Raw genomic sequence first — 14270 nt, 5'->3', positions numbered from 1 at the left:
ATCCTCGGACCACGGCAGCATTTTGGTGATTCGCAACAAGCTTACGCCCGGGTGTCAGAGGGCGGCGGCGATCGCGTCGCCGATGGCGGCGGTGCTCCGGTAACTGCCGTCCCGGCTTTCGACGTCGGCGGCCACGGCCGCCTCGATCTTCCGTGCCGCAGTTGCGTAGCCCAGGTGGTCCAGCAACAGCGCTGCGGACAGGATGGCCGCGCTGGGGTCGGCCTTCTGCTGGCCGGCAATGTCCGGCGCCGATCCGTGGACCGGCTCGAACATGGACGGCGCGGTGCGGTCCATGTTGATGTTGCCCGAGGCTGCGAGGCCGATGCCGCCGGTGATAGCGGCGGCAAGGTCGGTGAGGATGTCACCGAAGAGGTTGTCCGTGACGATGACGTCGAAGCGCGCCGGGTCGGTGACCATGAAGATCGTGGCAGCATCCACGTGCAGGTAATCGTGGCTGACCTCGGGGAATTCCTGCGCCACTGCTTCCACGGTCCGCTTCCAGAGGTGCCCGGCGAAGACCAGGACGTTGTGCTTGTGCACCAGGGTCAGCTTCTTGCGCGGGCGCTCGTTGGCGCGGCGGAAGGCATCCCGGACCACACGCTCCACACCGTGGGCGGTGTTCAGCGAGACTTCGGTGGCCACCTCGTGCGGGGTGCCGGCCCGCAGCGTCCCGCCGTTGCCGACGTACGGCCCCTCGGTGCCTTCACGGACCACGATGAAGTCGATGTTGCCCGGGTTCGCGAGCGGGCTGCCGACGCCTGCGTACAGCCGGGAGGGGCGCAGATTCACGAAGTGGTCCAGGCTAAAGCGCAGCTTGAGCAGCAGTTCGCGTTCGATGATCCCGGAGGGGATCCGGGTGTCGCCGGGGGCGGCTCCCACCGCGCCAAAGAGAATGGCGTCCCGGGTACGGAGGTCGGCGAGGGTTTCTGCCGGCAGCGTCTCCCCCGTCTCCAGCCAGTGCTGGGCGCCGAGCTTGTAGTGGGTCTGCTTCAGGTCGATGCCTTCGGCGGCGGCGGCCTTCTCCAGGACCTTTAGCGCCTCGGCGGTAACTTCCGGGCCGATGCCGTCGCCGGGGATGACTGCGAGATCAATCGTGGATGCGCTCATGTTTTCAGGGTAGCCAAGGCATCCACATGCTGGTCAAATTGTCTCAATATTCGGAAGGGCGGCGGGGGATCCTCAGCCGGCCGCAACCGGGGACGCGACCACGGTCACGTTCTTTCCCCAGAGGTCCCCGGTATAGCAGGAAATCAGCACCAGTCGATTGGGGACGACGGACCAGATGGGGCTGTCCTTCAGGCCCGACTTGAGGTAGGTGGTCACGGAATCCACCTTGTAGGTGATGACGCCGGTGGCCGTCTGTACAGTCAATTTGTCGCCGGGTGCGGCCATGGTGCTCAGGTGGTTGAAAGGCGCGTCGACGCCCTGCCAGCTGTGGCCGACGACGTAGGTGGTGTTTGTCGACCCGACACCTGGCACGCCGAAGGGGGTGAGCCAGTAGCCGTCCATGGTTTCGGGAGGAACGATGCTCTGGCTTGCAGCTTCACTCTGGCTTGGCTGCAGGGGATGAATCACGACGTCCATCCGTGCTGCGGGATAGGAAATGCGCTGAGGAGCGGCCGCAGCCGGGCCCGGCACCGGCGGGGCGGTGCGTCGGACGGCCGCCTTGGGGGCTGCTTTTTGTGGAGCAGACGAGGTGGGTCCAGGGGCGGACGGAACCGGGCTTTGCGCTGCTGCGGTGGCCGTAGGAATGGGTCCCGCTGCGGGCCCGGCGGCGCCGCTACCTCCGGCATTGAGACCGAAGGCCGCGTAGACCAGCCACGCCGCCAGCAGCCCAACGATGCAGGCGAACAGCACCAGTTTGTCCCGGCCACCCAGCAGCAGTCCACGCGGTGCCGTCTCGACGGAATGATCGGCATTACGGCGAAGGGCCATGAGAGCTCCTGGTGCAGTGCTTGCTCGAGGGCAGTAGCTGTGCGGGCCGGCTGCACAACGGCAACCGGCCCGCATCTTTCCTTAGCTGTTGGCGTTACCGCTCCGGACCATGCCCCGGAGCAGGGCCGTTGCGGCCCCCGCTGTCAGGAGTCCGGTCAGCACGGAGAGCCAAAGCGGAATTCCGGCACTGGGAGTGCCGGCCACCGCCGTCTGGACGTTGAAGCCCATGTTGACCACGGGAGCACCCTGGGCCGCGCCGGTCGGCGGTGCCACAGGCTTCGCTGCGGGCGGCGCTGCGGGCTTCACAGCCGGCGGGTTCTTGGGCTCGTGTGCCGGCGGATCCTCACACTCGTCCTTGTCCCACTTGCCCGGCCAGTCGCAGTCATCGCCGTGGTGATGACCCTTGTCGCCCTTGTCCCACTTGTTCGGCCAGTCGGCGCGGTCTCCCCTGTCTCCATGGTCGCTCTTGTCACCGCGGTCGCCCTTGTCCCACTTGTTCTGCCAGTCGGCGCGGTCGGCCGTGTCGCCATGGTCGCCCCTATCCCACCTGCCCGGCCAGCCGGCGTGGTTTCCCTTGTCGCCACGGTCACCCGGCTCGCACTTATCGTCCTTGCCGGGCCAGTTTGCGTGGTCGCCATGGTCGCCCTTGTCGCCGTGGTCGCCGTGCTCGCCATGGTCGCCCTTGTCGCCCGGCTTGTGCGAGCCGTCCGGCTTGTCACCCGGCTTGTCACCCGGCTTGTGCGAGCCGTCCGGCTTGTCACCCGGCTTGTCACCCGGCTGGTGCGAGCCGTCCGGCTTGTCACCCGGCTGGTGCGAATTGTCTGGCGTTCCGCCGTTTGCCGGCGGGTTGGTCACCGGAACGGTCGGAGTCTCTGGAGTCCCGCCGTTGGCCGGCGGATCGGCCACTGGCGGGATCGTCACGGGCCCCGGCAGGGGGTCCGGCTTCTCCGAGTTGTCCGGCGTACCCGAGGCCACGGGCGGGATGGTCACCGGACCCGGCAGCGCATCCGGCGCCCCCGCGATGTCCGGTGCCCCCGCGATGTCCGGTGCGCCCGGGTTGTCGGGCTGGCCGGCGCCAGGCGCCTGGCCAGGGCCGCCCGTGCCGGGCGAGGATGTCACTTCCCCGCTCCCGGTGTCACCGCCGCCGACAGCAGCGGCGTTGGCCGTGCCCGCTGAACCCAGCAGTGCCAGACCTAAAATCCCCATTGTTGCGATAGTTCGTCTCATTTTTGGTTGCTCCATCACGAGTCGACTTTCGACCTGACGGCACCCAGCGGAGCAACATCGGCGACCGGGTGTGCGAGTCCCGGTCTGGAACATTGAGGGTGAGTGATGAGTTACTCCCCCAAGGGCTTCATCAGACCGCTAACGCCGTAACCGTATGCCGGGGCAACTCGGAGAGTCCCGAGTAATCTCTGCCCGCTTTCACTCCCGGAGCACCCGTTACGAAAGGGAAACTACTTGGGCGCAAGAAAGCGAGGTGACAGTTCACGGCGGTGTTCCGGGCGAACACTGCCGTGAACTGTCACCTCGCGGGGTGGTGCGGGGGATCAGCTGGGGCTACGCCTCTGCGGGCTCCTCGTACTTGGGAAACACCGGGGCCGGGGCGGGCAACGGCGTCCCGGCCTCGATCGGGGTCTCCAGGGCAGCGAAGTCGCGGGCTTCCCCTTCGGACTGGCCCAGGCTGTCAAGGATGGCCGCGGCCGCCGTCGGCATGACCGGCTGGGCGAGGATGGCGACGATCCGCAACACTTCGAGGGTGACGTACAGAACGGTGTTCATGCGTTCGACGTCGGTCTTCCGAAGCACCCACGGAGCCTGCTCGGCGAAGTAGGCATTGGTGTCGCCGAGCACGTTCCAGATGGCTTCGAGCGCGCGGCTGAATTCCTGCTTCTCGAACGCTGCGCGGGCGATGCCCAGCAGGCCCATGGCCTGGCCCAGCAGTGCGGCGTCCTCTGCGCTGAAGCCGGCCGGGACCGGGACGCGGCCCTCGCAGTTCTTCGCCACCATGGACAGGGAACGCTGCGCCAGGTTGCCGAAGTTGTTCGCCAGGTCCGAGTTCATCCGACCGACAATCGCGTCGTGGCTGTAGTTGCCGTCAGCGCCGAACGGCACCTCTCGGAGCAGGAAGAAGCGGACCTGGTCCAGTCCGTACTGCGCCACCCAGTCAGCCGGCGCCACCACGTTGCCCAGCGACTTGGACATCTTGATGCCCTGGTTGTGCAGGTGGCCATGGATCATCACACGCTTGGGCAGTTCCAGCCCGGCGGACATCAGGAATGCCGGCCAGTACACAGCGTGGAACCGGGAGATGTCCTTGCCGATCACGTGGACGTCGGCGGGCCAGTACTTCCGGAAGCTCTCCGAACCCGTGTCCGGGAAGCCGACGCCGGTCAGGTAATTGGTCAGCGCGTCGACCCAGACGTACATGACGTGGTCCGGGTTGCCCGGCACCGGCACACCCCATTTGAAGGACGTCCGGCTGATCGAGAGGTCCTCGAGGCCGCCCTTGACGAAACTGATGACCTCGTTGAAGCGGCTGTGCGGGGCGCCGAAGTCCGGGTGGTCCGCGTAGAGGGCCAGCAGCCTGTCCTGATAGGCCGAGAGCTTGAAGAAGTAGCTCTCCTCCTCGGTCCAGGTCACCTCGGTGCCGGTTTCGGAGGCGTAGCGGAGGCCGTCTTCACGGACCTCGGTCTCGTCCTCGACGAAGTAGCGCTCGTCGCGGACCGAGTACCAGCCGGCGTACTTGGAGAGGTAGATGTCTCCGTTGGCTTCCATCCGCTGCCAGAGCGCCTTGGCCGCCTCGTAGTGGTCCGGGTCCGTGGTACGGATGAAGCGGCTGAGCGAGATGCCCAGATCATCGCTCATCTGGCGGAACGCGGCCGAGTTGCGGTCGGCAAGCTCCTTGACCGGGATGCCTTCCTTTTCCGCCGTCTGCTGCATCTTCAGGCCGTGCTCGTCGGTGCCGGTCATGAAGAACACGTCATAGCCGTCCAGCCGCTTGAACCGCGCCATCGCGTCGGTGGCGATGACCTCGTAGGCGTGGCCGATGTGCGGCACGCCGTTGGGGTAGCTGATGGCCGTGGTGATGTAGAACGGGGTTTTTTCGGAAGGCGTCACGTTATTAACCTAGATCAGTTCGGTCAGGGTATCGCTCTGGCGGACAAGTTCGTGGTCGTGTGAAGCGACCAGGACGGCGATGCCGTCCGACGTCGTGTCCTTGAGGATGCTGATGATGCGGTTGGCCGAGGTGCGGTCCAGGCTCGCGGTGGGCTCGTCGACCACCAGCACGCGGGTGCCGAGGATCAAGGCCCGGGCGATTGCGACGCGCTGGCGTTCGCCGCCGGAGAGCTGGGCGGGACGGTGGCGCATGCGCCGGCCCAGGCCGACGAGGTCCAGGAGGTCCTTGGCCATGTCGCGGCGCTGTTCCACTTCGCCGTCGGGGACGGCCGGAAGCAGCACGTTCTCCAGCGCGCTCATGCCGTCAATCAGGGCGCCGCCCTGGTCGACGTACCCGATCAGCGCACGGCGGCGGTCGGCGATTTCGTCGTCGCCCATGGTTTCGAGCGAGTCGCCTTCCCAGAACACCCGGCCCGACGTCGGCAGGGTCAGGCCCGCGCCGACGGTCAGGATGCTGGTCTTGCCCGAGCCGGAGCGGCCGGCGACACAGTGCATTTCGCCGGCGTGCAGCGTCATGTTGAAGTCGTCGACGACGTTGACCGCCTCCGCGCCGCCCTTGCCGCCGCCGTAGTGGATGGTGATGTTGCTCAGTTCCAGCGGTGTGGCGTGGTCCGTGGCCTTCACGATCGTGTTGGCGCGGGTCTGGTGGCCGCCGTTCCCGGTGCTCTCCGGCATCCGGTTCCGGGCCGCCCTGGTCAGGTTCAGCTCGTTAGTCATTGGACCACTTTCGTTGCAATCGGAATCCAGCAAAGTACAGCCACGAGTCCGGCGATTCCGGCCCAGAGTGCGGCATAGGGGGCGAGGAGCAAGCCAATGCCCAGGGCGCCAAGGACACCCAGCGGCACGGCGATGGCTCCCACCATGGCATTTTCGAAGAAGCGGACCTGGCCCAGCATGTCCGGGTTCCAGCCCATCGCCTGCAGGATCCCGAGATACTGGCGCTTGGCCCCCAGTTCGAAGCGTCCGGTGACCATGGTCAACAGCAGGCCCACGGCGACGCCGGACACGCCCAGGATGATGCTCGGCATCGCGATACTGGCCGCGGCCAGTCCGCTGAGGGCGCTGGCGCCCGCGGCACGCGGAATGTCGATCAGCAGCGCGGCGAGTCCGCCCACCGCGGCACCGAAGACGCCGACGGCGACGGCGAGGGAGCCGGTGTTGAACTTGTTGGTGCTCAGCTGCCGGCTGGCGAAGGTCAGCGGCGAATCGACGGGGATGAGCCGTTCATCGTGCTGCGGTTCCTGGTCGATGACCTCCCGGTGCCGCAGCTGCTGCGCCGCGAAGTAGGCGGCGCCGCAGTAGAGGACCAGGACCGAAGCGGAGACGACCGCGGTGGCAGGGTTCCAGCTGAGCAGGCTCAGGGCGATCCCGGCGACGGCCAGCAGTGCCGCGCCGACGCCGAACTCGGCGAGCACCCAGGACCGGATCTTGCGTTGCGTCCAGCCCATGGCCCGGAGCGTTCCGGCCTCGCGGCGGCGCTTGCGGACATAGCTGACGGTGGAGGCGCCGGTGAGCAGGGCGGCCCCGCACAGGGTCAGGAAGAGCAGGGTGAGGTTGGTGCCGGTCAGCGAGCCGGAGACCGCGTCGGCGGCGTCCTGGCGAACCCAGGACTGCTGCACGGTGCCCAGCGGCGACTCCTTGCCGGCGTCGTCCTTGGAGTAGCCGGGCACGAAGATGCTGGCGTCCTCGCGGGCCGAGCCTGCAACCACGGTCGCCTGCAGGCCCATGTCGCGGATCTCGCTGGCAAGCTTCTCGACCTCGGGCTGGGCCTGCTTCCAGCTGCCGTCGACCTTGGCACGGACGCGCACGGCGTCGATCACGGAGGCGTTCTTCTCGTAGCCGCGGGCCGCGGCCAGGCCGTAGTAGTCGGTGATGGCGCCGGCCGACTGGCTGACCAGGCCGGTACCGCTGAGTGAAGGCTTGAGGGCGGTCTTTTCGACGTCCTTGCCGTCGGCGTCCTTGGTCAGGGTGAACGGGGTCGGGTCATAGCCGCCGAGCGGAAGCCGGTTGACGTCGCCGGCCGCTTCCTGGACCTTGGCTGGATCGAAGGTGCCGTAGACCATGGCCAGCGGGGTGGCGGGCTTCTTCCCGGTCGCAAGGTTTTCGCGGTAGGAGCGCTCGTCGACCGGGGTGCGCTGCGTCTGGTCCACCGGGGCGTCGTTGGCGCCCTTCTCCGGCAGCCGGTTGACGGTGACCCAGTCGCCCGGGACCGCGGACTTGTCGACGGCGCCGTTGCCGGCCGTCTTTCCGTCCTTGTACTTGGGCGCGGCGGCGAAGTCGGTGCTCCAGGTCGCGGGGTTGTAGAGGCCCTGGCCGAAGCTGCCGGTGTCGCCGAGCAGCTTGGAGAGGTCCTTGGATCCGGGCCACTCCAGGGCGAACGGGGACTTGGAGACGAAGGGAAGGTAGTCCTTGTCCAGTGAGCGGGTCACGGTGCCGACGTCCTTGGTGACGTTGCCGGCGTCGTCGATTTCCTCGATCTTGACGGAGTACTTGAGGTCAAGGGAGGTGCCGGACCGGACGATCAGCGGAATCGCCTGCGAATCGTCGGTCAGCTGACCGGCGCGCTTGGCCTGCTGGTACTGCGTCATCAGCGGGGCCCAGTACTTCAGCTTGACGCCAAGGAAGTCGGGGCCTTCCTTGAGCTGTTCCATGCTGATGCCGCTGGTGAAGAGGCTTTCGAAGTGGCGGCCGATCGCGCCGGCATTGCGGGCGTCGGCCGGGGGCGCCTTCTCCAGCGGCGCGAGGAAGTCGCCGGAGCCGCCCAGGAGCGCGCGCTCCGAGACCGGATCGACGGCGACGACGGACTCGGTCACCTGCGGGGCCAGCGGCAGCGAAACCGAGAGGTTGAACAGGTTGTGCTCCGAGCCGCCGGCCGGGGCGGGGAACTTGATTCCGGTCTCGCCTTCCGGGCCCGCGATCCGGACGTTCTTGCCGCCGGCCACTTCCTCTTCGATGAGCTTGGCCTTGCCGAGGGAGCCCTCGGCGGTCGTCTTGAACAGGGTCTGATCGGACGTGCCGTCCGACTTCACGGCACTGGCGGTGAGGCGGTATTTCTTGGCCGTGTCGCTCAGGACAGACTCGGCGGCGGGCCACTTGGACGGATCGGTGGCGCTGGGGTCACCGGCGGTGCCGGCCAGTCCGGCGTTGTAGCCGAGGTAGTCGGTAGCGTCGAGGCGCGGGGTTTCGAGGTTCTGCGAGACCCGGGAAACGAGGCTGATCGGAGCCGCGACCGAGGTGCCGGAAAGCTTGCGGATGGAGTCCAGCTGTTCGAAGCTGATGCCGCCCTGGCCGGTGGCGATTTCGGGCTGCATGAGCCCGCCGTTGTCGTCGGCCTTGGCCTGGACGAGGACGTCGTAGAGCCCCCGGGAGTTCTGGTCAACGGTGCGGTTCAGCGCGGCCTGCGACTGGCCCTGCACCAGCACGGACAGGCACATGGCCACGATCAAAATGGACGCGGTCAGCAAAAGCACTCTGCTTCTGATGAACCTCTGGACGGCGTTCATTGGGCTCCTGAAAGCTGGATTGCGTGCGCACACCGCTGTTCATTCCGCGCGGAAATGAAGGCGTCCCCGGCCGGGTGTGCAAAAGTAAAGGCCGGTCTGCCGGCCAAATCCGAAATTCGGACCTAGCCATTGTACGCAGACCGGCCGCTCATTCGTGGCCGCCTGCGACGGTGTTGCCGCCGCAGGCGCCCACGCTGGGGACCTAGTCCTCGAGGTCGACCTCGCGGACCATATCGGCGCCGATTCCGGCCTTGATCGCTTCCAGCACCTGCTGCGGCACGGAGCTGTCGATGGTCAGGAGCGCAAGCACCTGGCCGCCCTCCGCCTGCCGCGCCACCTGCATGCCGGCGATGTTGATGTTGTTCATGCCGAGGATGTGCCCGATCGTGCCGATCACGCCCGGACGGTCCGAATAAGCCACCACCACGAGGTGTTCGCTGATCGGGATTTCGACCTCGAAACCGTTGATTCCGACGAGCTTCTGGATCTGCTTGGGCCCGGTCAGCGTGCCGGCCACCGAGATCTGGCTGCCGTCGCTCAGGGCCCCCCGCAGGGTCAGGACGTTGCGGTAGGACTCCGTGTCCGGGGTGGTGATGAGCCGGACGTTGATCCCCCGCTGCTCGGCGATCACGGGCGCGTTGACGTACGAGACCTGTTCGGTCACGACGTCGGCGAAGATGCCCTTGAGGGCCGCGAGTTCGAGGACCTTGACGTCCAGCGAGGAGATTTCGCCGGCCACCTCCACGTCGAACTGGGTCAGCGAAGCGTGGGTCATTGCGGTGAAGATCCGGCCCAGCTTCTCGATCAGCGGGATCCCGGGGCGCACGTCCGGGGCAATGACGCCGCCGGCTACGTTCACGGCGTCTGGCACCAATTCGCCGGCGAGGGCCTGGCGGACGGACTTGGCAACGGAGACGCCTGCCTTTTCCTGGGCCTCGTCGGTGGACGCGCCCAGGTGCGGGGTCACCACGACGTTGTCGAGCTTGAAGAACGGCAGGTCGGTGCTGGGCTCCTTGACGAACACGTCGACGCCGGCGCCGGCGATCTCGCCGGACTCCAGTGCCGCGTACAGGGCTTCCTCATCCACCAGGCCGCCGCGGGCGACGTTGACGACGTACGCGCTGCTCTTCATCTTCTTGAAGGCCTCCGCGCCGAGCATGCCGACGGTCTCGGGCGTCTTGGGCATGTGGATGGTGATGAAGTCCGACTGGGCCAGGAGCTCGTCCAGGGTCACCAGCTGCACGCCGAGCTGGGCGGCGCGGGCGGAGGTGATGTAGGGGTCGTACGCGAGGATCTTGGTGTCGAAGCCCTTCAGGCGGGCCGCGACGAGGGCGCCGATCCGGCCGAGGCCGATGATGCCAATCTTCTTCTCGAAGAGCTCCGTGCCGGTGTACTTGGAGCGCTTCCACTCGCCGTCCTTGAGCGCGGCGGAGGCCTGCGGGATGTGGCGGGCGAGGCTGAGGATGTGGCCGACGGTGAGTTCGGCGGCAGAGACGATGTTCGACGTCGGGGCGTTGACCACCATGACGCCGGCCTGGGTGGCGGCCTTGATGTCGACGTTGTCCAGGCCCACGCCGGCGCGGGCGATCACCTTGAGGTTCTTCGCGGCGGCGATGGCCTCGGCGTCCACCTGGGTGGCGGAGCGGATCAGGATCGCGTCGACGTCGGCGATCGCGGAGAGCAGCTGGGAACGGTCGGCTCCGTCGGTCTGGCGGATTTCAAAGTCCGGGCCGAGGGCCTCGACTGTGGCGGGCGAAAGTTCCTCAGCGAGGAGTACGACAGGTTTGGTGCTTGTCACCGGTGACCTCTTTAGCTCTCTTGTATTCAGGTGGGGATTTTGGTGAAACGTCGGTGGTGCAGATGTTGCGGGTGGTGCTGAACGCAGGGGAGCCGGACCCCGGTGCGGGTGTCCGGCTCCCCTGCCGGCCAGTTGCCTTAGCGGGCCACTGATCCTTCGGTGTAGTCGTCTTCGTTCTTGATCCAGGAGAACAGCTTGCGCAGTTCGCGGCCGGTGGCCTCGATCGGGTGGTCTTCACCCTTCTTGCGCAGGGCCTTGAACTCGGGGGCTCCGGCGTCCTGGTCGTCGATGAAGCGCTTGGCGAAGGTGCCGTCCTGGATGTCCTTGAGGACGGCCTTCATGTTTTCCTTCACCTCGGGGGTGATAACGCGCGGGCCGGAGACGTAGTCGCCGTATTCCGCGGTGTCAGAGACGCTCCAGCGCTGCTTGGCGATGCCGCCCTCGACCATCAGGTCGACGATCAGCTTGAGCTCGTGCAGCACCTCGAAGTAGGCAACCTCGGGCTTGTAGCCGGCCTCGGTGAGGGTCTCGAAGCCGTACATGATCAGCTGCGAGGCGCCGCCGCAGAGCACAGCCTGCTCGCCGAAGAGATCGGTTTCGGTCTCTTCGGTGAAGGTGGTCTCGATGACGCCGGCGCGGGTGCCGCCGATCGCCTTGGCGTAGGACAGGGCCAGTTCCTTGGCCTTGCCGGACGCGTTCTGCTCGACGGCGATCAGGTCCGGCACGCCGCGGCCGGCTTCGAACTCGCGGCGCACGATGTGGCCCGGTCCCTTGGGTGCGACGAGGGCGACGTCGACGTCGGCCGGCGGCTTGATGTAGCCGTAGCGGATGTTGAAGCCGTGTCCGAAGAACAGGGCGTCGCCGGCCTGCAGGTTCGGGGCGATGTCCTCGGCGTAGACGTGGCGCTGGACCTGGTCCGGGGTGAGGATCATGATGAGGTCTGCTTCGGCGACGGCGTCGGCGACGTTGAGAACGCGCAGGCCCTCGGCCTCGGCCTTGGCGCGGGACTTGGAGTCTTCCTTCAGGCCGACGCGGACGTCAACACCGGAATCGCGCAGGCTAAGGGCGTGGGCGTGGCCCTGGGAGCCGTAACCGATAACGGCGACGGTGCGGCCCTGGATGATCGACAGGTCGGCGTCGTCGTCGTAGAACATTTCAGTCACTGGGGTGTCTCCTTTGAATGGATTCTTTGGTGTTGTCTGGGGAAATTCAGGGTATTGCTGTGTTGCTGCAGGCTTGGCACGGCCGCCTAGGCGGAGCGCAGGGCCCGGTCGCTCATGGAACGGGACCCTCGGCCGACGGCCAGGGTGCCGGACTGCACGATTTCGCGGACGCCGAAGGGCTCCAGCACCGAAAGCAGTGCGGTGAGCTTGTCGGGGTGGCCCGTCGCCTCAATGACCACCGACTCTGTGGAGACGTCGACCACTGAGGCACGGAACAAGTCGGCTGCCTGGGTTACCTGCAGCCGGGTTGCGGCATCCGCACGTACCTTGACCAGGATGTGGTCGCGCTGTACGGAAGATTCGGGGGTGAGCTCGACGATCTTGATCACGTTGATCAGCTTGTTCAGCTGCTTGGTGACCTGTTCGATCAGCTCGCCGTCGGCGTCGACGACGACCGTCATCCGGGAGATGCCCGGAACCTCGGTCGGGCCGACGGCCAGGGAGTTGATGTTGAAGGCGCGCCGGGCGAAGAGGCTGGCGACGCGGGTCAGCACACCGGGTTTGTCTTCGACCAGAACGGAGAGTGTGTGGCGGGTCATGTTCAGTCCTCTTCTTCCCAGTCCGGGGTCATGTTGCGGGCAACCTGGATCTGGTCGTTGCTGACTCCGGCGGGAACCATCGGCCACACCATGGAGTTGGGGCTGACGACGAAGTCGATCACGACCGGGCGGTCATTGATTGCCAGTGCCTTCTGGATGGTGGCGTCGATGTCCTCGTCCCGTTCGCAGCGGAAGGAGGCGCAGCCGTAGGCGTCCGCCAGCTTGACGAAGTCCGGGATCCGGACGGTGTCATGGCCGGTGTTCAGGTCGGTGTTGGAGTAGCGGCCCTCGTAAAAGAGGGTCTGCCACTGGCGCACCATGCCCAGCGAGGAGTTGTTGATGACCGCCACCTTGATCGGGATCTTGTTGATGGCGCAGGTGGCGAGTTCCTGGTTGGTCATCTGGAAGCAGCCGTCGCCGTCGATCGCCCAGACCACGCGGTCCGGCTCCCCCACCTTGGCGCCCATCGCGGCCGGCACGGCGTAGCCCATGGTGCCGGCGCCGCCGGAGTTCAGCCAGGCGTGCGGGCGTTCGTACTTGATGAACTGCGAGGCCCACATCTGGTGCTGGCCGACGCCGGCGACATAGACGCCCTCGGGGCCGGTGAGGGCACCGATCCGCTCGATCACGCGCTGCGGTGCGCTGAGGCCGTCCTCGGGTTCGGTCCAGCCGAGCGGGTAGGTCTCCTTGAGGTTGTTCAGGAAGGCCCACCAGTTGCCGAGGTCCGGGGTGCCGGAGGCTTCGAACTGGAGGCGCAGGGCATCACTGAGCTCCGGGATGATCTCCTTGACTGAGCCCACGATCGGCACGTCGGCGGTGCGGTTCTTGGAGATCTCCGCCGGGTCGATGTCCGCGTGGATGACCTTGGCGTTCGGGGCGAAGGACTTCAGGATGCCGGTGACCCGGTCATCGAAGCGCGCACCGAGCGTGATCAGCAGATCGGATTGCTGCAGCGCGGTCACGGCGGACACCGTGCCGTGCATGCCTGGCATGCCGACGTGCTGCGGGTGTGAGTCCGGGAAGACGCCTCTGGCCATCAGCGTCGTAACCACCGGGGCGCCGGAGAGTTCGGCGAGTTCCCGCAGTTCCGCGGACGCGTGGGCCTTGACCACGCCGCCGCCGACGTACAGCACCGGCTTTTTGGCGGCCGCGATCAGCCTGGCCGCTTCACGGACCTGCTTGCTGTGGCCGCGGACCACCGGCCGGTAGCCGGGCAGGTCGATCTTGGGCGGCCAGGAGAAGGTCATCTGGCCCTGCTGGGCGTCCTTGGCCACGTCCACGAGGACGGGGCCGGGACGGCCGGTCGAGGCGAGGTGGAACGCCTCGGCCATCACGTGCGGGATGTCGTTGGGGTCGGTCACCAGGAAGGAGTGCTTGGTGATCGGCATGGTGATGCCGACGATGTCCGCCTCCTGAAAGGCATCGGTGCCGATGACTCCGCTGGAGACCTGCCCGGTGATGGCCACCATCGGCACGGAGTCCATGTGGGCGTCCATGATGGCGGTAACGAGGTTGGTGGCACCGGGGCCCGAGGTGGCGATGCAGACGCCAACCCGCCCGGTGACCATGGCATAGCCTTGCGCGGCGTGGCCGGCTCCCTGTTCGTGACGGACCAGAATGTGGTTCATTTTGGAGGCCATCAAGGGGTCATAGGTGGGCAGGATCGCGCCACCGGGCAAACCGAAAATGTCCTGGACGCCGAGTTCTTCGAGCGAGCGGACGATTGCTTGCGAGCCGGTCATCACCGTCGGGGGTACGACGTTGTTCGGCCCAAGGACGGGAGAGGCAGCAGCATGCTCGACGCCGGCGTCTGCCGGGCGTTCGATGCGTTCCGGAGCCTTGTGGGCTCCAGCGGACTTCGTGGCCATCAGCGAGGGGCTGATCGGCGATCCTTTGCTCATCGGACTCTTCCTTTGGTGGATCTACTGTGATCGTGGAACTACGGGTAATAAAAAAACCCCTCAGCCTTGGCGGCTCTTCGAGGGGTTTGCGCGTGACGGTTCGTTACCAGTCGGGCTATGGAGCCACGCGCTTGGTAAGTACGACGGAGACACCTGAAGTGACGCCAGCGGTAACGATCTCGATCATGAGT

10 protein-coding genes are annotated in these 14270 nt (G+C 66.6%); all 10 read right to left on the bottom strand.

Annotated features, from left to right (window positions below):
• Positions 1 to 54 precede the first annotated feature (54 nt).
• Positions 55 to 1107, bottom strand: a complete 1053-nt coding sequence (locus AB4Y91_RS05235; protein ID WP_441417437.1) for a 3-isopropylmalate dehydrogenase — start codon at positions 1105 to 1107, stop codon at positions 55 to 57.
• Between the two features lie 72 nt (positions 1108 to 1179).
• Positions 1180 to 1935 carry a class F sortase gene (locus tag AB4Y91_RS05230; RefSeq protein WP_441417436.1) on the bottom strand — a complete coding sequence of 252 codons (756 nt, stop codon included), beginning with the start codon at positions 1933 to 1935 and terminating at the stop codon, positions 1180 to 1182.
• Positions 1936 to 2016: 81 nt separating this feature from the next.
• Positions 2017 to 3141: a hypothetical protein gene (locus tag AB4Y91_RS05225; protein WP_441417435.1), complete on the bottom strand. Its 1125-nt coding sequence runs from the start codon at positions 3139 to 3141 to the stop codon at positions 2017 to 2019.
• A 354-nt stretch (positions 3142 to 3495) separates the two neighbouring features.
• Positions 3496 to 5055 carry a methionine--tRNA ligase gene (gene metG, locus AB4Y91_RS05220; RefSeq protein WP_441417434.1) on the bottom strand — a complete coding sequence of 520 codons (1560 nt, stop codon included), beginning with the start codon at positions 5053 to 5055 and terminating at the stop codon, positions 3496 to 3498.
• Positions 5056 to 5064: 9 nt separating this feature from the next.
• On the bottom strand, positions 5065 to 5832 hold the full coding sequence (locus AB4Y91_RS05215; protein ID WP_346960862.1) for an ABC transporter ATP-binding protein: 768 nt from the start codon (positions 5830 to 5832) through the stop codon (positions 5065 to 5067).
• The gene (locus AB4Y91_RS05210) at positions 5829 to 8618 is read right to left on the bottom strand and encodes an ABC transporter permease (RefSeq protein WP_441417433.1); all 2790 of its coding nucleotides are present in this window, start codon (positions 8616 to 8618) and stop codon (positions 5829 to 5831) included. Before AB4Y91_RS05210 ends, AB4Y91_RS05215 begins: the two co-directional genes overlap by 4 nt.
• Before the next feature lie 202 nt (positions 8619 to 8820).
• Complete coding sequence (serA, locus tag AB4Y91_RS05205; RefSeq protein WP_441417432.1) at positions 8821 to 10416, bottom strand: phosphoglycerate dehydrogenase; 1596 nt, start codon at positions 10414 to 10416, stop codon at positions 8821 to 8823.
• Between the two features lie 137 nt (positions 10417 to 10553).
• Positions 10554 to 11579, bottom strand: a complete 1026-nt coding sequence (gene ilvC, locus AB4Y91_RS05200) for a ketol-acid reductoisomerase (protein ID WP_441417431.1) — start codon at positions 11577 to 11579, stop codon at positions 10554 to 10556.
• Positions 11580 to 11665: 86 nt separating this feature from the next.
• The gene (gene ilvN, locus AB4Y91_RS05195) at positions 11666 to 12178 is read right to left on the bottom strand and encodes an acetolactate synthase small subunit (protein ID WP_138768975.1); all 513 of its coding nucleotides are present in this window, start codon (positions 12176 to 12178) and stop codon (positions 11666 to 11668) included.
• A gap of 2 nt (positions 12179 to 12180) precedes the next feature.
• Positions 12181 to 14079, bottom strand: coding sequence for an acetolactate synthase large subunit (locus AB4Y91_RS05190; protein WP_441417430.1), 1899 nt, complete (start codon positions 14077 to 14079; stop codon positions 12181 to 12183).
• Positions 14080 to 14270: the final 191 nt, after the last annotated feature.

The organism is Arthrobacter sp. YAF16 (assembly GCF_052113385.1).
Classification (GTDB): domain Bacteria; phylum Actinomycetota; class Actinomycetes; order Actinomycetales; family Micrococcaceae; genus Arthrobacter.
This window is presented reverse-complemented; position numbering and strand designations above follow the sequence as displayed.

Bases quoted from the DNA above. Each gene is read 5' to 3' on its own strand.
- AB4Y91_RS05235 (WP_441417437.1), bottom strand. From the start codon at position 1,107: ATGAGCGCATCCACGATTGATCTCGCAGTCATCCCCGGCGACGGCATC.
- AB4Y91_RS05230 (WP_441417436.1), bottom strand. From the start codon at position 1,935: ATGGCCCTTCGCCGTAATGCCGATCATTCCGTCGAGACGGCACCGCGT.
- AB4Y91_RS05225 (WP_441417435.1), bottom strand. From the start codon at position 3,141: ATGGGGATTTTAGGTCTGGCACTGCTGGGTTCAGCGGGCACGGCCAAC.
- AB4Y91_RS05215 (WP_346960862.1), bottom strand. From the start codon at position 5,832: ATGACTAACGAGCTGAACCTGACCAGGGCGGCCCGGAACCGGATGCCG.
- AB4Y91_RS05210 (WP_441417433.1), bottom strand. From the start codon at position 8,618: ATGAACGCCGTCCAGAGGTTCATCAGAAGCAGAGTGCTTTTGCTGACC.
- ilvN (WP_138768975.1), bottom strand. From the start codon at position 12,178: ATGACCCGCCACACACTCTCCGTTCTGGTCGAAGACAAACCCGGTGTG.
- AB4Y91_RS05190 (WP_441417430.1), bottom strand. From the start codon at position 14,079: ATGAGCAAAGGATCGCCGATCAGCCCCTCGCTGATGGCCACGAAGTCC.